General features: G+C 42.7%; 11 protein-coding genes and 12 tRNA genes. 19 read left to right on the top strand and 4 right to left on the bottom strand.

From position 1 onward, the window contains the following. Positions 1 to 297 precede the first annotated feature (297 nt). From NG22_RS11830 to NG22_RS11815, 4 genes are all read left to right on the top strand, one after another. A complete protein-coding gene (locus tag NG22_RS11830) occupies positions 298 to 1671 on the top strand; it encodes a RagB/SusD family nutrient uptake outer membrane protein (protein WP_053405914.1) in 1374 nt (457 codons plus the stop codon). Then, positions 1665 to 1964 carry a RagB/SusD family nutrient uptake outer membrane protein gene (locus NG22_RS17640; RefSeq protein WP_053405913.1) on the top strand — a complete coding sequence of 100 codons (300 nt, stop codon included), beginning with the start codon at positions 1665 to 1667 and terminating at the stop codon, positions 1962 to 1964. The genes NG22_RS11830 and NG22_RS17640 overlap by 7 nt, the downstream gene beginning before the upstream one ends. 10 nt (positions 1965 to 1974) lie before the next feature. After that, the gene (locus tag NG22_RS11820) at positions 1975 to 2952 is read left to right on the top strand and encodes a SusE domain-containing protein (RefSeq protein WP_053405912.1); all 978 of its coding nucleotides are present in this window, start codon (positions 1975 to 1977) and stop codon (positions 2950 to 2952) included. Positions 2953 to 3604: 652 nt separating this feature from the next. Further along, positions 3605 to 4096, top strand: a complete 492-nt coding sequence (locus NG22_RS11815) for a hypothetical protein (protein WP_157601046.1) — start codon at positions 3605 to 3607, stop codon at positions 4094 to 4096. A gap of 312 nt (positions 4097 to 4408) precedes the next feature. On the opposite strand, the gene NG22_RS11810 is transcribed toward NG22_RS11815, so the two are convergent. Further along, entirely contained in the window at positions 4409 to 5818 is a 1410-nt protein-coding gene (locus NG22_RS11810) for a DEAD/DEAH box helicase (protein WP_053405910.1), read from the bottom strand. A gap of 101 nt (positions 5819 to 5919) precedes the next feature. Between NG22_RS11810 and NG22_RS11805 the strand changes: the two genes are divergently transcribed. From NG22_RS11805 to NG22_RS11745, 13 genes are all read left to right on the top strand, one after another. Next, positions 5920 to 7260 carry a dihydroorotase gene (locus NG22_RS11805; RefSeq protein ID WP_053405909.1) on the top strand — a complete coding sequence of 447 codons (1341 nt, stop codon included), beginning with the start codon at positions 5920 to 5922 and terminating at the stop codon, positions 7258 to 7260. Between the two features lie 181 nt (positions 7261 to 7441). Further along, a tRNA-Asp gene (locus NG22_RS11800) sits at positions 7442 to 7515 on the top strand. A 47-nt stretch (positions 7516 to 7562) separates the two neighbouring features. Further along, positions 7563 to 7636, top strand: a tRNA-Asp gene (locus NG22_RS11795). 37 nt (positions 7637 to 7673) lie between these two features. After that, positions 7674 to 7747, top strand: a tRNA-Asp gene (locus NG22_RS11790). Between the two features lie 35 nt (positions 7748 to 7782). After that, positions 7783 to 7856, top strand: a tRNA-Asp gene (locus tag NG22_RS11785). A 107-nt stretch (positions 7857 to 7963) separates the two neighbouring features. Next, positions 7964 to 8039, top strand: a tRNA-His gene (locus tag NG22_RS11780). Between the two features lie 26 nt (positions 8040 to 8065). Beyond that, positions 8066 to 8139: transfer RNA gene (locus NG22_RS11775), tRNA-Asp, on the top strand. Between the two features lie 111 nt (positions 8140 to 8250). Beyond that, positions 8251 to 8327, top strand: a tRNA-His gene (locus NG22_RS11770). 23 nt (positions 8328 to 8350) lie between these two features. Continuing rightward, positions 8351 to 8424, top strand: a tRNA-Asp gene (locus NG22_RS11765). A 109-nt stretch (positions 8425 to 8533) separates the two neighbouring features. Then, positions 8534 to 8610 (top strand) — tRNA-His (locus NG22_RS11760). A 23-nt stretch (positions 8611 to 8633) separates the two neighbouring features. Continuing rightward, positions 8634 to 8707: transfer RNA gene (locus tag NG22_RS11755), tRNA-Asp, on the top strand. Positions 8708 to 8814: 107 nt separating this feature from the next. After that, positions 8815 to 8891 (top strand) — tRNA-His (locus tag NG22_RS11750). Between the two features lie 23 nt (positions 8892 to 8914). Next, positions 8915 to 8988 (top strand) — tRNA-Asp (locus NG22_RS11745). Between the two features lie 151 nt (positions 8989 to 9139). Here NG22_RS11745 and NG22_RS11740 read toward each other — a convergent pair. Further along, positions 9140 to 12499: a malectin domain-containing carbohydrate-binding protein gene (locus NG22_RS11740; protein ID WP_053405908.1), complete on the bottom strand. Its 3360-nt coding sequence runs from the start codon at positions 12497 to 12499 to the stop codon at positions 9140 to 9142. Positions 12500 to 12989: 490 nt separating this feature from the next. Here NG22_RS11740 and NG22_RS11735 point away from each other — a divergent pair, with 490 nt between their 5' ends. After that, positions 12990 to 14264: a DEAD/DEAH box helicase gene (locus tag NG22_RS11735; RefSeq protein WP_053405907.1), complete on the top strand. Its 1275-nt coding sequence runs from the start codon at positions 12990 to 12992 to the stop codon at positions 14262 to 14264. Positions 14265 to 14341: 77 nt separating this feature from the next. On the opposite strand, the gene NG22_RS11730 is transcribed toward NG22_RS11735, so the two are convergent. Both NG22_RS11730 and rlmD read right to left on the bottom strand, forming a co-directional pair. Continuing rightward, on the bottom strand, positions 14342 to 14728 hold the full coding sequence (locus NG22_RS11730) for a hypothetical protein (RefSeq protein ID WP_053405906.1): 387 nt from the start codon (positions 14726 to 14728) through the stop codon (positions 14342 to 14344). 13 nt (positions 14729 to 14741) lie between these two features. Continuing rightward, on the bottom strand, positions 14742 to 16148 hold the full coding sequence (gene rlmD, locus NG22_RS11725) for a 23S rRNA (uracil(1939)-C(5))-methyltransferase RlmD (RefSeq protein WP_053405905.1): 1407 nt from the start codon (positions 16146 to 16148) through the stop codon (positions 14742 to 14744). A 145-nt stretch (positions 16149 to 16293) separates the two neighbouring features. On the opposite strand from rlmD, the gene NG22_RS11720 reads away from it, so the two are divergent. After that, positions 16294 to 17082: a class I SAM-dependent methyltransferase gene (locus NG22_RS11720; RefSeq protein WP_053406939.1), complete on the top strand. Its 789-nt coding sequence runs from the start codon at positions 16294 to 16296 to the stop codon at positions 17080 to 17082. Positions 17083 to 17091: the final 9 nt, after the last annotated feature.

Raw genomic sequence — 17091 nt, 5'->3', positions numbered from 1 at the left:
AAATTCTGTATGTCTTAATTTTCAAATAATTGTCGTAAAATAACCTTCAATGTCTTCTTCTGTCAAAAATGATAGATTTTAGCAATCAAAGGATAAATATCCAATAATCAAGCCATACCAATAGTGCACAACAATATTGTTTCTGTTATATTTTAAAATATTGTGTTTCATTTTCTTACAGCCACTAATTATTCCGGTTTGGATCCAGAGGTATTCTCAGGTATTGATAATAATATCTATCCTCGTCCGACTACTTTCCTTTTAGGTCTTAATGTTGGCTTCTAATTTTTTGAAATAATGAAAATCAATATAAAAAGATTATTTGTTATCGCCTTTGTTGCAATGTTTTCTTCTTGCGTTGGCGATTTGGATGTAAATCCTATTGATCCGAACCTGGATTTTGAGCAGGATGTCTTTAAAGATATCACCGGCTACGAGCAGGTATTGGGTAAATTATATGCAGGCTACCATGTAGCAGGTCAGAAAGGTGATGATAATGAAAGTGATGTGTCTACTATTCCTGATGGTGGTATGTCTTCTTACTTGCGAAATTATTGGAACCTTCAGGAATTGCCTACCGGTGAGGCCATGAATGCCTGGGGTGATGGTGGATTGATTCCATTGCAAAATGGGCAGTGGTCTGCCGATAACCAGTATGTGGCTGGTATGTTCTATAGATTATTCTATATGATAGCCTTGTCTAATGAGTTCTTGTCCCAATCCAGCGATGCGAAATTAGACGAGAGAGGTCAGGGATCTTTGAAAGAGCAGGTTGCGCAGATGCGTGCTGAAGCCAGATTGATCCGTGCGATCTCTTATTACCATGGGCTTGATTTCTACAGAAAGTTACCGATTATTACCGAGTTCTCTAATGAGGCTTATCCAACACCGGTTTCAGAAAAGGAGTTATTTAACTTCGTAATTGAGGAATTAAATGCTATCGAAGAATTGCTTCCTGAAGCGAATATGGCAGAGTATGGTCGTATGGACAAAGGAACTCTTTGGATGGTGAAAGCAAAAATGTTCCTGAATGCTAAGGTTTTTACTGGGGAGGATAACCCGGTTTCCGGTGTAACTTCTTTAAGTGAAGTAATTGCACTTACGGAGAAGATTAATGCTGCTTATACCTTCGAAGAAAATTTGTTGAAGTTGTTCTCTGCTGATAATAAGGAGGCAAAAGGAATTATTCATTCTGTTCCTTTGCACCCTGAAAATACTAAAGGCTTCTCTGCTACGCAATATGTAATATCGGCTGGTACCAATGGCTTTTATGCAAATCATGTTGGGATTGCAGGTAGTGCCGGATGGGGAGGAAACCATGCAACACGTGAAATTTATGATTGGTTCCAGGATCAACCAGCTGGTGATATGAGAGGAAAAACCGAGGACATGAGAGGAATGGCAGATGATGATAAGGAGATGACGGATTATACCACTTTTCTTGCGATCTATGATGATTTGGATATGAAAGATCCACTGAATTATGTTCATGGCCTGAATGTAACTAAATTCAGAAACAAGAACGCAGACGGGTCTTCTAACGGTTTCACTGAAACTTATTTTGTAGCAACTGACTGGCCAATGTTCCGCTTGGCTGACTCCTATATGATGTATGCAGAGGCAGTACTTCGCGGTGGTGGGGCTCTAAAGCAACAGCAACTGAGTTGGTAAATAAAATTAGAACCCGTGCATACGGAAGTAATGGAGGTAACATTTCTGAATCTCAATTAACTTTAAACTTTTTGATTGATGAAAGAGGTCGTGAGTTCTACTGGGAAGGTTACCGTCGTCAGGATTTGAATCGTTGGGGTAAGTTTACCTCTTCAGCTGCTGAAGATTTATGGCAATGGAAAGGTGGAATTAAGGATGGTCGTGGTCTGGCTGATCACCGTGCCTTTTATCCGATTCCGGCGTCAGAATTGGCTGCCAATCCTAATGCACAACAAAATGATCCAAATTATTAATCCTTGAATCATGAAAAAGAATTTTTTAAATATATTTATTTTCTTAGGGGTCTTAACAACTTGGTCTTGTAGTCCTGAGAAAGAGTTGACGAAAATTGTGGAGGACTCTACTGTTGGAGCTCCGAAACTTGACAAATCATTTGAAGGATCAAGTATTGTTCTTTCCAGAGAAACACAAGGCGATGAAGCATTAAAAGTTGAGTGGTCAGAGATTAGTTATGATCAGTCTGTAGTGTTGAATTATGTTGTTGAAATGGCGGTAGCAGGTACTGATTTCGCTGAAACACGTGCTTTAGGAATAACGACTGATAACTTCGTTTCACTTACTCATGGTCAATTAAATGTGGAGGCTTTGGGGCTTGGCTTACCTAGCGAACAAGCCAGTGATGTGGAGATTCGGGTTACCACTCAATTGAATCACCAAACTGAAAGAAAAGTTTCGGAAGTAGTTGGTTTTTCAGTGTCTCCCTATTCCACCATTTTTCCATCAATTTACATGATTGGAGAGGCTGTTGGCGGTTGGGATCCAAATAAGGCGGTTGAGGTAGCGAATAAGGGAGAAGAAAATATTTATGAGACAATCGCTTATTTTGCATCTTCTGATTATCCTTATTTCAGATTTTTCACAGCACCGGATTGGGGGTCAAATTTGGGAGGAGTTGATGTCTTTACGAATTATCCGACTGATTTACTGGCTCCTCAACCAGGAGCAAATGAGGACAGTAACTTTACATTTTTAGGAGAATCTGGATACTATTTCTTAAAAGTAGATCGAAATACAGGAACAATAGAAATGGAAGCTGTTTCAGAGCCAATATTATATCTAACCGGTGATGCAGTTCATGGTTGGAACTGGGATTCCACCACTGAGCTAAAATGGGTAGGACATGAAATTTGGGAAGGTGAGGTTACTTTTAATCAAGATGGTGCTTTCAGATGCTTTGAGCAGAAAGATTGGGGCCTGTTGGTTATGGATGGAACGTTTTGACTACATTTGATGAGAATTATTTGATCGTTGCCGAAGGTCATGATGATCCAAACTTTTTGTTTGTTGGAGCAACAGGAACCTACAATGTGGTTGTTGATAAGCGTGCCGGAACATTTGAAGTGACTCCGAAATAATAGATCTGTTATAATAGAATTCAAAAACCCACCCATTGCGGTGGGTTTTTTTATGCCCTCTTTTATGTCATTTCAGCCAGCGAAAGCCTAAACGAAAGCAGCATATACCCGGCTATAGAGTTCGCGCCCGTAAAGTCGAATGCATTTAGAGCGCTGAAGCAGGCTTATGATAAGTTGAAGTAGCAAATGCTGAAGGTGGATTTTAAAAACCTCCAGGATTTGAGGTAGACGATGGGAGGATATTGGGCTTGAAAAGCTAAATGGATTTTAATTTTCCCAATGTTTTATTGTGGGTGTTTTGGAATTCATTGATTTGTAGTTTAATAATGTTCGTTTTTGAAAACAGGATCTTTTGTTACAGCTGTACGGATCCTTTACAATAAGTGTATTAATATTGAACACAGTTGAAGCATCGTTTTCTAGAAAATAGGGTTTTAGCTTCCTGAGAAGCCTTTTTGATTTCTGGCACTCCCTTGGCAATAGTGGTGGTAAATACCAAACCTTAAAACACCACTATTATGAAAAACTTATTGTATTTACTCGGAATCTGTGTTTTGTTGTTCACCTTCTCTTGCTCGGATGATGATACCCTTGTTTCTCCTCAGACTTCTAGTGATTCAAAAGATAGGCCGGAGGCTGATTTCGCCCGGGCGATTCATGGAGATTGGACTTTAAATGCGCAGTCCGATGTGAATAATTTGTTCAGCGACCTTGAGCTTTCCATTTTATGTAGTAGCCCACGAACAGCTTCAGGGAAGATTTATGGGAGTAATGTTCCTGAGGGGCTTGATTTAGGAACAGATTGGGAGTATGTCAACGGAACCTATTATACAATTAAATTAAGTGGAGAGAATGCCAATGTGATTTATCCACAAATTATTTTTGTGGATGAAAGCGGAAATCCTCAAATACCCAATAATCAAAGCAAAATTTTGGTGAGATTTCGGGTTGAAAGTGCGGATGATCCCCGATACTATGGCACTCATGAATTAGAGTTTATTGCCAGGTAATAGGCGATAATCATAAGCTTTTTCATAAGCCGAATTAATCATGCTATAATCCTCTTTTAGCTGCAATGCGGGAAAAATGAAAGAAAGCGTCCCTGTTTCGGTTGTTCCAGGTAAGGGTACGAAAGAGAGAAACTAAGTTTGCCCTATTTGGCTTGTTAAACATCAAAGGAAAAACACTTGTAACAGTGTATTGGTGAGTCTGTCGGTGCATAATTCGGATTCAATAGGCTCTGAACTTTTAGGAAAACAGAAAGCCCTCAACATATTGAGGGCTTTTTGCTTTTCAAAGGGCCTTTCTTTGGGAAATGCTGATTACCTTTTTCCTCTTCCTCCTCCGCGATTTTTGGCATTTCGGCTGCTTCCCGAGCGGTTCCGGTTTTTGCCGCCCCCTTTACTCCTGCCTCTGGAGGAATTACTAAAGGCGTTGCCGGTATTTCTCCTTCTTTCCTTATCTTCTCTGGCCTGAATCACCCGCTTTTTTTCATGGAAAGCTCCTTTAAAGTTAGGATCTTCTTTTTTCTTCAGGTCATCAATATGGCGGAGATAGCCCTGTTGTTCTTCTTTTGGGGTGTCAAAAATCTTGACGCTTTCCGGTATTTCAGCCAGGGGAACTTCCATTTGAATCAGTTCCTCAATTTTTTTGAAATGATATTCCTCTGCCGGATTTATAAACGTGATGGAATTTCCCACAGCTTTTGCCCGTCCTGTACGCCCAATACGGTGCACATAATCCTCATAAATGGGAGGTACATCAAAATTAATCACGTGGCTGACTTCCGAGACATCTATCCCGCGGGCGGATACATCGGTGGTCACCAATACCCGCACATTGCCGGACTTGAATTCCTCCATGGCGTTGATACGGGTATTCTGTCCTTTGTTGGCGTGGATAACTTTTACCGTTCCTTTGACTTTTCTTTCAATAAATTTGAAAATATTATCCGCCGTAGTCCGGGTATTCGCAAAAATGATGACTCTTTTGAATACTTCCTCCTCTTTCAGAAAATGTCCCACCATTTCAATTTTGGTGCGGAAGTTCGGCACTTTAAAGGCCTGCTGTTGCACCGTATCCACAGTGGTGGCCTGCGGGGCGATTTCCACTTTTTCCGGGAATTCAAGGAATTCATGGGACAATTCTTCCACCCGTGGAGGGAAAGTGGCAGAGAATAATAAGTTTTGTCGCTTGGTAGGAATGATCTCCAGTATGTTCCGGATTTGTGGCATAAAGCCCATGTCCATCATTTTATCGGCCTCATCCAGAATCATGGTCTTGATCTGCTTGGTATTGAAAGCGCCCGTCTTATAGATGTCTAAAAACCTTCCGGGGGTGGCCACGATGATGTCCACGCCGGCTTCTACCGCTTCCTTTTGTCGCTTGGGTCCCTGCCCTCCATAAAGCGGCACATGTCGGATTTCGGTGTATTTGGCCAATTCGCTGATGTTGGCATCAATCTGCATGACCAACTCGCGGGTAGGTGCTAAAATAACGGCGCGGGGATCATTTCCCTGCGGGTATTTTATTTTCATTAACAAAGGAAGCACAAAGGCAGCAGTTTTTCCTGTTCCCGTCTGCGCAATACCCAATAAATCATGCCCGGAGGTGGTCAGGGGAATGGCGGCTTGCTGGATTTCAGTGGGCTCAGCATAGCCGGCCTCTGATATCGCATTTAATAATTGACGGTTAAGTTTGAAGTCCTCGAAACTCTTTATTTCTGTTGCCATCTGTTTTTAGCCTTGTATCTTTGTGGAAATGTGTTCCTCGCCTCTGCGATTCACCTGTCAGAGAGCGGGGAAAGGATATTCATCAAATAAATACAATACCAATGAAGCTTCCCTCTATTCTCATTCAGAATGCAAATATAGTCAATGAAGATAAGATCTTTCAGGCCGATGTTTTAATCAAAGACGGAAAGATTGCAAAAATCGGAGAAAAGTTGACCGAAGAGGCGGATGAAACCATAGATGCGACCGGTCTTCACCTGTTGCCGGGCGTAATTGATGATCAGGTACATTTCCGTGAGCCGGGCCTGACGCATAAGGCGGAAATTTATACCGAGGCCAAAGCGGCCGTGGCCGGAGGGATTACTTCTTTTATGGAAATGCCTAATACGGTACCTCAGGCGGTCACCCAGGAGCTGTTGGAGGATAAATATAAGCGGGCGGAAGAAGTTTCCTTAGCGAATTATTCTTTCTTTATGGGGGCGACCAATGACAATCTTGAGGAAGTGTTGAAAACCAACCCTAAAAATGTTTGTGGGATCAAAGCTTTTATGGGCTCCTCCACCGGAAATATGCTGGTAGATGATGAGGCGACGTTGGAAGGACTGTTTTCTAAGGTGCCCATGTTGATCGCGACCCACTGTGAGGATGAGGCGACCATCAGAGCGAATACGGAGGCTTATAAGGAAAAATACGGAGAAGAAGTGCCGATTGCCTGCCATCCGGAGATTCGTTCAGCAGAGGCTTGTTATAAGTCTTCCAGCATGGCGGTGAAGCTGGCGAAGAAACATAACACCCGACTTCATATTTTGCATATTTCTACGGCAAAGGAGTTGGAGTTGTTTGAGAATCAAACGCCCCTAACAGAAAAACGCATTACTGCAGAAGCCTGTGTGCACCATTTGTGGTTCTCGGAGGAAGACTATGCGAAAAAAGGCACCCTGATTAAGTGGAATCCCGCTGTGAAAACCGCCAATGATCGCGATGAAATTTTTAAAGCCGTATTGGATGGCCGAATCGATGTGATCGCGACCGATCATGCTCCTCATACTTTGGAAGAAAAAGATAACAGCTATTTCAAAGCGCCATCAGGTGGGCCTTTGGTGCAGCATTCTTTGGTGACTATGCTTGAAATGTACCATGCCGGCAAAATCACATTGGAAAAAATCGTAGAAAAAATGTGTCATAATCCAGCCATTCTTTTTGAGATAGAAAAACGGGGTTATATCCGTGAAAATTATTTTGCTGATATCGTTTTGGTAGATTTACAAGATGCCTGGACCGTGAGCAGGGATAATGTACATTCTAAATGTGGTTGGTCTCCTTTTGAGGGTCAAACTTTTAAGTCCTCTGTGAAGCATACAATCGTTTCGGGGCATCATGCCTATAAAGATGGAAATTTCAACGAATCAGTTAAGGGGAAACGTTTAACTTTTGACAGATAATCGACTTTTTTTTCAGGAGAGTTTTGCGTTTTAAAAAAACGATTCTACCTTTGCAATCCCAAAAGACAACAACAGTTGCCTGAGGGGTTAGGAAGAGAATAGCTCTCCTGAAATATTTGAAATTTTTGGTGATTGAGTTTTGTACTATAAAAAGATCATCACACTGTTTGCATAAATTATTGGTTTGGTAGTTCAGCTGGTTAGAATGCCTGCCTGTCACGCAGGAGGTCGCGGGTTCGAGTCCCGTCCAGACCGCAAGCAATAGCAGTTTGTGTTTGATGTTTTAGCAAAAGATTTATTTAGGTTTGGTAGTTCAGCTGGTTAGAATGCCTGCCTGTCACGCAGGAGGTCGCGGGTTCGAGTCCCGTCCAGACCGCTAGCTCTTCGGAGCTTCTTGATAAATCTAATGCAAAGGTTTGGTAGTTCAGCTGGTTAGAATGCCTGCCTGTCACGCAGGAGGTCGCGGGTTCGAGTCCCGTCCAGACCGCAAAATTCATCACATAACAAAGCTTTTGCTTTTTTGGTTTGGTAGTTCAGCTGGTTAGAATGCCTGCCTGTCACGCAGGAGGTCGCGGGTTCGAGTCCCGTCCAGACCGCAGAAGAGTGGAATTATTGAAATAAAGATCATTTCAATAATACGTAGAGAAAGGGTATGCCCTTTCTGTACTGGAAAGATTTTAGATAATTCCGTATAAAAGCATATGGTGATTGTAGCTCAGTTGGTTAGAGCGCCGGATTGTGGTTCCGGAGGTCGCCGGTTCGAGACCGGTCTTTCACCCATAGGGCTAAGCCCCTTAAAAAGCTTGGTTTGGTAGTTCAGCTGGTTAGAATGCCTGCCTGTCACGCAGGAGGTCGCGGGTTCGAGTCCCGTCCAGACCGCATAAGAGTGGAATTATTGAAATAGATGGTATTTCAATATAAAAATGTAGAGACAAGGCATGCCTTGTCTGTACTGGAAGGATTTTAGATAATTCCGTATAAAAGCATATGGTGATTGTAGCTCAGTTGGTTAGAGCGCCGGATTGTGGTTCCGGAGGTCGCCGGTTCGAGACCGGTCTTTCACCCCAGGGCTAAGCCCCTTAAAAAGCCTGGTTTGGTAGTTCAGCTGGTTAGAATGCCTGCCTGTCACGCAGGAGGTCGCGGGTTCGAGTCCCGTCCAGACCGCATAAGAGTGGAGTTATTGAAATAGATAGTATTTCAATATTAAAATGTAGAGACAAGGCATGCCTTGTCTGTACCATAAGGAATTAAAATAATTCCGCAAAAGCATATGGTGATTGTAGCTCAGTTGGTTAGAGCGCCGGATTGTGGTTCCGGAGGTCGCCGGTTCGAGACCGGTCTTTCACCCCAGGGCTAAGCCCCTTAAAAAGCTTGGTTTGGTAGTTCAGCTGGTTAGAATGCCTGCCTGTCACGCAGGAGGTCGCGGGTTCGAGTCCCGTCCAGACCGCAGAAGTGTGGAATTATTGAAGTAAGAATCATTTCAATAATACGTAGAGAAAGGGCATGCCCTTTCTGTACTGGAAGGATTTAAGATAATTCCGAAAAGCATAAATGGTGATTGTAGCTCAGTTGGTTAGAGCGCCGGATTGTGGTTCCGGAGGTCGCCGGTTCGAGACCGGTCTTTCACCCCAGGGCTAAGCCCCTTAAAAAGCCTGGTTTGGTAGTTCAGCTGGTTAGAATGCCTGCCTGTCACGCAGGAGGTCGCGGGTTCGAGTCCCGTCCAGACCGCAGAAGCCCGGAAATGATTCCGGGCTTTTTTGTGTTTGGGGGTTTGAATCAGGAATGTTGGTGATGGACAGTTTTCAGATTCAGATCCTAAAAAATAAAAAAGAGGCTGTCCCAAACCCTGAGACAGCCCCTTTTCGATTGTTGATTTCTATTATTTAAACATCACTTTCTCCACTTGTTTCCAGCCTTCCTGACCTGAAACTTCCATGAGATAAACACCGGAGTTGAAGCGATCGCCCCCCAGGTTAACTTTTAGTTCTTTTCCTTTCAGTTTTAATTGTTGGGTAGCTAAAACTTTTACAGCTCCGGCACCATCGACAATTTTTACTGCAGGTAAAGTAGAGGTGGCATTTTCTAACTTCACGGTAAATTGATCCACTACAGGATTCGGATAAACGCCGGCTTCCTCTTCCTGATCAAACCCATTCAGGAGGTTTTCATCTGCAATGGTGCGATTATCATCTGTGTATTCGTATTTTACACCCTCAATACAGATAGCAGAAACTTTCGGATAATTGGCTCTTCCTCTTTTGAATTCCAACTTCAGCCTTCCATTTTCTACGATGCAATAGAAGTAGTCATAATTTGCATAGTCCTTGCCATAGCCATTTTTGTCATAGGACTCATAGAATGGGTCGTAATCATACCACTTTTGTTCGCCATTGGCATATATATTGAACTTTCGTTGTCCCGCTTCTCGGAAGTAAATTTCGGCACAGTAGATAGTCACCTTATATTTTCCATTTGGAAGATCTCTCAATTCCATATAGAATTCCCCCCAACGTTCTGTTTGATAGAGGGCGTCGTCATCAGTACCATAGATCTCACGGCTTACATTATAACGGTTAGCCCCAATAAAATAAGACCCATCATCTGCTTTGAATTCGTTGCCATATTCATCTATAAGTGCACGTCCATTGGCATTGATGCAAAGTTTGCCCCATTGTTCGGGGGTGATACATACCTCTATTTGGAATTTCATCTTAGCTTCCCGTGATGGATATCCATCATCTTTAACGCTTACCTCAACCTCATAATACCCGGCTTCTGAAGCAACGGTACCATGGATCTGTCCGGTGTATTCGTCAATTTCCAGACCGTAAGGCAGGTTAGTGGCATAATAATGCAGGTTATGATCTTCTTCATCATGAGCGGACACATAATAACTCACGTAATCATCCACATATATTTTTTTATTTTCCATCTGGACGATTTTCGGCGCAGCATTATACGGTAACGTTTCTTTTGGTTTGATACAAATGGCCGAGATTTTTGGATAATCTCTGTTACAGCTACCTCCATAGAAGCGGATATTCACATAGCCATCTGAAATTTCCGTGGTGAATTTTCGTACGATGGCCACATTTTTACCCCCTTGTCCGTGATTCTCCTCATTGGCTTCTTTATAAATATCGAAGCAGTCTAAAACATTTTCTCTTTCGATGTCTACTGCAAACTTACGCTTGCCTTCCCGGTCCCAATAGATTTCAGCGAAATGAAGCTCAACCTCATAGGCTCCGTTATCCACCGGAATTTGGTAGGTAAAATGCCCGTATCTTTCAGATTGGTATAGGTAAGGATCCTGAGTATTGTAAATTCTGGCTTCGCGGGAATAACAACGTCCACCTTCTACATAATGATCATCTGCATAAAAAGGAATGCCGGCATCCGAGCGGTATTCTCCTCCGCAAGCATTAAGACATTTTGGTCCGGTTACCGGAACTTCACATTCAATGTACGCCTCACAACCATTGGCATCTTCCACATAGACTTTATATGTCCCTGGTTTCAGTCCCATGAATTTACCGTGGTCCTGGTATTCCCCTCCTTCTAATTTAAACAGGTAAGGAGGAGTGCCACCCTGCGCACTTACTTCAAAACCACCATCTGCTTTTGAATAAGAAGAAGCGCCGTACGCCTGCCCCTGTACTAGTTCCAATAAGTCCGGTTCCCCAATGGTGAATCTTTTGGTTCTTTTACAATCCTTCGCGTCTGTTACCACTACTTTGTAGTCTCCGGCCGCCAATCCCATGATGGAGAATTTGTCTCCAATAGACTGAATAGGTCTGTCATTGCGGTCAAACCATTCCACCATATACATACCCGTTCCGCCGGTAACCTTTACAGCGGCCATTCCGTTGGCATCTCCATAGCATAGCGCATCAGTAGTTGCTAACTCAACTTTCAATCGTGGAGGATTGATCATGGTGAAATAACACACCTTATTACAACCCCGGGCATCCGTTACCAATACATAATATTCCCCTTTGGAGAGGGTTTCAATTCTACTTTCGGTTTCCCCTTCAATTTGGCTGCCATCAATTTCATACCAAGCATAATTATAAGGTGCTTTTCCTCCTTCAACATAGACCTCCGCAATTCCATTGTCATCATTGCGGCATTCCAGATTGCTTACTTCTACTACTTTGACAACCAGTTCATCTTTTTGCTTGAGCTCAACAGTTTTCATAATCATCTGCCCTGCAGCATCCCAAACCTTAATTTTGTAGGTTCCGGCAAGGAGGTCTCCCTGATAATTCCCTTCTTCCCCAACCATTTCCTGGCCTTCGTAATACCATTTGTAGGCGTAGGGTTCACAGCCACCTTCAACAATTACCTTTATGGATCCATTGGTTCCTTCATAGCAGGAAGGCTGATTTTTCTTAATACTGATTGCAAGGGGGCTGGCTTTTACGATGACCGTTTGTTTTTGCTCACAAATATTTCCTGCAGCATCTGCATAATACCAGGAAATTTCATACTCCCCTTTTTGATCGTAATACAAAGGATCCTGTGTTTGTCCCAGGATTAAATCATCGCAGTTATCGAAGGCTTTTGGGATATCCGTTACTTCCACTTTGCAATAACCCTCAACGACAGGTAAGTATTCCTTGGCGGGTACAGGTTTGCTGCCGTCTTTTACCGTCACAATAAAACTTTTGCTTTTACGGTTTCCATTGACGTCACAAACCAATATTTCTACCTCGGTATCACCAAGTGGGAAAATAGTTCCGGATTCATTACCCTTCACCACTTTGGTCCAGGCGATTTCACAGTTATCCGAGACTTTATATTCATACATTACTTTCGCATAACAAACCTCTCCGTCGTCAAGTCCGGAGCCCGCATAAACGGTGAAATTATCCGGCACTTTTAGCTTGGGCTTCTCATTATCTTTTACTGTAACATAAAAAGAACAGGATGCTTCATTTCCGTTTTCTTTGGCCGTAATGGTGACTTTGGTGGTTCCTACTTCGAAATAAGAGCCAGGCTCATGCGTGGAAGACCAATAAACTCCATCAGGCTCGGCCGGATATTCCCAATGGACAATTGCTCCGCATTGTCCGGCATCGTTATTTACCTCTATATTCGGTAGACATTCAAAAATATCGACGGGATCCGCCTTTGCCATAGATGACCATAAACCCGGGCTGGCCACCATCATCATACAGACCAGAACAGCCAAAAATGACTTTTTTCTGAAAATCTGATTAAAGTAGGTTTCTTTCATGTGATAATTATGGTTATAGTGATTTGGTGAAATTCGCTTAAACATTACATGGACTTCTTTCATGCCTATTTCAAGAGATATCACTGTTCAAACCCTGCCGATTAACGGCTGTTAGTCACTAAAACCTTAATCATTACCTGCTTTGGTGTTTTTTGATCAATTCCAAGAATTTCTATTGAACCCACCTAAAGCCTTCATTGTCAAGATGAATCAATTTTTAAATATGGTTTTTATGCCTTTTAATTTAATCATTTAAAAAATATCACATAAACGACTTTATTTAGTTATATTTTATCGTAAAATATTTAGTGTCTTTGTGGATCAGTGGGCCTTTCTTCCTAAAAAATCAGTAAAACTGCATTAAATGCCTGCTTTTTTTTAGATTTACATTTGATAGAGACCACATAGTGAAAAAAAAATTGGTCGTCCGAAGGGTCGGGTATCATTTTAAATCCCTTTGGACCAATAAAAACTTATTAACCCATAGGATTTGAAATTTACAGACTTTGATCTTAACCCCAACATAGAGGATGCCATTCTGGCAATGGGGTTTGAAGATGCGACGCCCATTCAGGAGGCCGCTATTCCTCTTGCGATAGAAGGAAAGGATTTGATCGCCTGTGCACAGACAGGAACCGGAAAAACGGCAGCTTATCTATTGCCGGTAATGCACAAATTGTTGGAGGGAGATGCTCCGAAAAGTAATTCGGTTAGTTGCATTATCATTGCCCCAACTCGTGAGCTGGCCATTCAGATTGATCAGCAATTGGAAGGCATGAGTTATTTTGCCCCTTTGAGTACAGTGGCCATTTATGGAGGGAATGATGCAGGGAACTGGGAAAAGCAGCGCTCAGCCATTAAAAATGGTGCTGATATTATTGTAGCCACGCCTGGCCGTCTGATTCAGCATTTTAACCAGGGCTATCTGAAAACAGATGATTTACAGTTTTTGGTACTGGATGAAGCTGACAGAATGTTGGACATGGGATTCCAGGAAGATATTAACCAAATTGTGGGAAAACTTCCGGAGAGCCGTCAGACCTTGATGTTTTCTGCAACCATGCCACCAAAGATTCGCAGCTTAGCCAAAAATATCCTGAAAGATCCGGAAGAGATTACCTTTAAAGTATCTACTACTGCTGAGGGAGTGCTTCAGGGAGCTTTTATGGCTTATGATGAGCAAAAGGCCAGCATTTTGAAAGGTATTCTGGTTGGGAATGAGGAGAAATTGCCCACGGTATTCGTTTTCTGTTCTACTAAATCCAAAGTAAAGGAGCTGGGCCATGAAATGAAACGATGGGGCTTGAAGGCTGAACCATTCCAGTCGGATTTGGAGCAGAAAGAGCGTGAGCAGATCATGCAGAGCTTTAAAAACAAGCAGTTCCAGGTTTTGGTGGCTACCGATATTGTTTCCCGAGGAATTGATATTGATGACGTATCGATGGTGATCAATTATGATGTGCCAAATGACCCGGAGGACTATGTACACCGTGTGGGCCGTACAGCAAGAGCAGAGCGTAAAGGTTTTGCGGTTACTTTGATAAACCCGAGGGATTGTGGCAAGTTCCGCAGAATTGAGGAGTTGATTGAAAAAGAAGTGATGAAGGTGCCATTGCCGGAATCTTTCGGCGGACAGCCAAGCTATTCCACGGAGCGCAGAGGAAATGGCGGACGTTTCAATAAGAAAAGAAACTACAGCGGAAATAAAGGTGGCGGAGGCCGTAAAGGCAATTACAACCGTCGCCCTAAAAACCAAGATGCTTAATTGTTTTTGGTGTTAAAGAAAATAAAAAAGGTTCGGAGACTATTCCCCGAACCTTTTTTTATGGCTTTCAACCGGTTTTACAGCACGGCTTTATCATCTTCCGGATAAGGAATAAAGACAAAATTCGTGAAAGCCCCATCCATCACGAACAAGCAACAAAACTCATCCGGATTTTTATAAGATTTTTTAAAGCCCTCTTCTTTCTCTCCTTTTTCAATCAGGCCTCTCTGAACAAATTCTTCCAGGAAGGTAATGTTGTAATTCCATTGCAAATCAAGCTCTCCCATTTTTAGGAAAACCTGCCCGACAGGCATTCCCATTTTGGAAATAGGGAAAATAGGAAAGTCAGAAAACCCTTTACGGCGAACCGCATAGGAAGCTTCCTTCAAATTATCTGCGATTTTAGCAAAATCCTGGGTGATGGTGCCCAGGTATTTACCGTCTAATTCCGGATCATTATGCATAGGTCGTTTTCTTTTATTTCAATTCCAGTGCGACAACATTTTCAATATGGTGGGTGTGCGGGAACATATCCACCGGCTGAATTTTGGTTACCTTATATTTGGCATCCAACAGGTTCAGATCTCTTGCCTGGGTAGCGGGGTTGCAGCTCACATAAACAATGCGTTTAGGGGCCAATTTCAACAACATTTCCACTACTTCCGTATCCATTCCTGCCCTCGGAGGGTCAGTAATCACTACATCCGGCGCAGGGTGCTTAGCGGCAAATTCATCCGTCAATACGTTTTTCATATCTCCGGCGTAGAATAAGGTATTTTCCACCTTGTTGATTTCGGAGTTGATTTTGGCATCTTCAATCGCAGCTTCCACATATTCAATTCCCACGACCTGTTTCGCTTTCTTGGCTACAAAATTGGCAATGGTTCCGGTACCGGTATACAAGTCATAAACCACTTCCTCTCCGGTTAGTCCGGCAAAATCACGCGTAACCGAATACAGCTGATAAGCCTGTTCTGAATTGGTTTGGTAGAAAGATTTAGGTCCCACACGGTACGTCAGATCCTCCATGGTCTCCTCAATATAAGGGGTGCCGTGGTGCAAAATCAATTCCTGATCAAAAATGGTTTCATTTCCTTTTTTGTTCACCACATAGTAAAGAGAAGTGATTTCCGGGAATTCTGCTTTCAAATGATCCACCAAAGGTAAGGTCCACTTCTCCTCATCAGTAAACACTTGTAAAATCACCATGATCTGGCCGGTAGTATTGGCCGTACGAATGGTCACATTTCGTAAATGGCCTTCCTGAAATTTTACATTGTAGTAAGGGATTTCATTTTCCTTGGCGAAAGTATCAATCGCCGTTCTGATGGCGTTGGATGGATCCGGCTGCAACCAGCACTTGTTCACATGGATAATTTTATCAAAGCCACCCGGAATATGGAAGCCAAGGCCACGACGATCCTGATTCTCCTCTGAAGCAATTTCTTCTTTTGTCAACCAACGGAAATTCGTAAAAGAGAATTCCATTTTATTGCGGTAGAATTCGGTCTTTTCTGAGCCAAGCGCCAATGGAATCTCCGGGATTTCAATTTTTCCCAGGTGCTCCATAGTTTCACGAACCACCTGCGTTTTAAATTCTACCTGATGCTCATATTTCAGGTGCTGCCACTTACAGCCACCACAAAGGCCGTAATGCTCACACAACGGTTCCTGTCGCAAATCCGAGAAAGTATGAATTACCTCGGGAGCAGCCTGTATAAATTTCTTGCGTTTTTTTACCACGCGCACATCCATCACATCTCCGGGTGCTGCATGGGATACAAACACAATTCGACCTTCCTCATCATGACCCAGGCAGTTGCCTTCTGCTGCTACCTTCTCAATGGTCAATCCCTTAATATCTTTCAGTTTCTTTCTCGCCATAATACAAATTATTGTCCTCAATTGGACAACCAACGCTAAATCACTATTTTAACGCGCAAAGATAAGGAAATCCGATCTTTAGCCCTGATTTTTTTATAAAAAAACCGAGGAAGTGAGGATTGTTTACCCACATCAATTAGATTTTATGGATAATTATATAGAAGCCAATCGCGCACTTTGGAATGCGAAAACACCGCATCATCTGGAATCGGAATTCTATGATAATGAGAGCTTTGTTGACGGTAGGAATGCGCTGATGGAGATAGAATTAGCCCTTTTGGGAGAGGTGAAGGGCAAAAGTATTCTTCACCCCCAATGCCATTTCGGGCAGGATAGTCTTTCTTTGGTTAGAATGGGGGCAGAGGTTACTGGTGTTGATTTATCCGATGAAGCGATAAAGGCGGCGCAGGATTTAAGTAGTCAGACCGGATTGGCGGCTACTTTTCATCAGGGGAATGTTTTGGAAATGGATCAGGTGTTAAAAGGTAAAACTTTTGATATGGTTTTTACCTCCTACGGAACGGTAGGCTGGTTGCATGATATTAATCTTTGGGCAAGGCAAATTGCCCGACACCTGAAGCCTGGTGGAACTTTCATTTTCGCGGAGTTTCATCCGGTGGTCTGGATGTTTGATGATAATTTTACCCAAATTACCTATCCTTATTTAAAGGCAGATACCATAGTGGAGGAAATAGAAGGAACTTATGCGGATCGTGAAGCTCCTATTAAAAACACTTCCTACAGCTGGAACCATGGCATGAGTGAAGTGATTCAGGCGCTATTGGATGCCGGATTGGAACTGGAAGTATGTCAGGAATTTGATTATTCTCCCTATGACTGCTTTCCCAATACGGTGAAGAGCAAAAAAGGCTATCAGATTAAAGGGATGGAAGGCCTGATCCCAATGGTGTATGCATTAAAAATGAAAAAATAAATCTTTAGT

The organism is Persicobacter sp. CCB-QB2 (assembly GCF_001274635.1).
GTDB lineage: Bacteria > Bacteroidota > Bacteroidia > Cytophagales > Cyclobacteriaceae > Persicobacter > Persicobacter diffluens.
This window is presented reverse-complemented; position numbering and strand designations above follow the sequence as displayed.

What these genes read in the sequence shown, in the direction of transcription:
- NG22_RS11830 (WP_053405914.1), top strand. Translation starts at nt 298, where the DNA reads ATGAAAATCAATATAAAAAGATTATTTGTTATCGCCTTTGTTGCAATG.
- NG22_RS11820 (WP_053405912.1), top strand. Translation starts at nt 1,975, where the DNA reads ATGAAAAAGAATTTTTTAAATATATTTATTTTCTTAGGGGTCTTAACA.
- NG22_RS11815 (WP_157601046.1), top strand. Translation starts at nt 3,605, where the DNA reads ATGAAAAACTTATTGTATTTACTCGGAATCTGTGTTTTGTTGTTCACC.
- NG22_RS11810 (WP_053405910.1), bottom strand. Translation starts at nt 5,818, where the DNA reads ATGGCAACAGAAATAAAGAGTTTCGAGGACTTCAAACTTAACCGTCAA.
- NG22_RS11805 (WP_053405909.1), top strand. Translation starts at nt 5,920, where the DNA reads ATGAAGCTTCCCTCTATTCTCATTCAGAATGCAAATATAGTCAATGAA.
- NG22_RS11740 (WP_053405908.1), bottom strand. Translation starts at nt 12,499, where the DNA reads ATGAAAGAAACCTACTTTAATCAGATTTTCAGAAAAAAGTCATTTTTG.
- NG22_RS11730 (WP_053405906.1), bottom strand. Translation starts at nt 14,728, where the DNA reads ATGCATAATGATCCGGAATTAGACGGTAAATACCTGGGCACCATCACC.
- rlmD (WP_053405905.1), bottom strand. Translation starts at nt 16,148, where the DNA reads ATGGCGAGAAAGAAACTGAAAGATATTAAGGGATTGACCATTGAGAAG.
- NG22_RS11720 (WP_053406939.1), top strand. Translation starts at nt 16,294, where the DNA reads ATGGATAATTATATAGAAGCCAATCGCGCACTTTGGAATGCGAAAACA.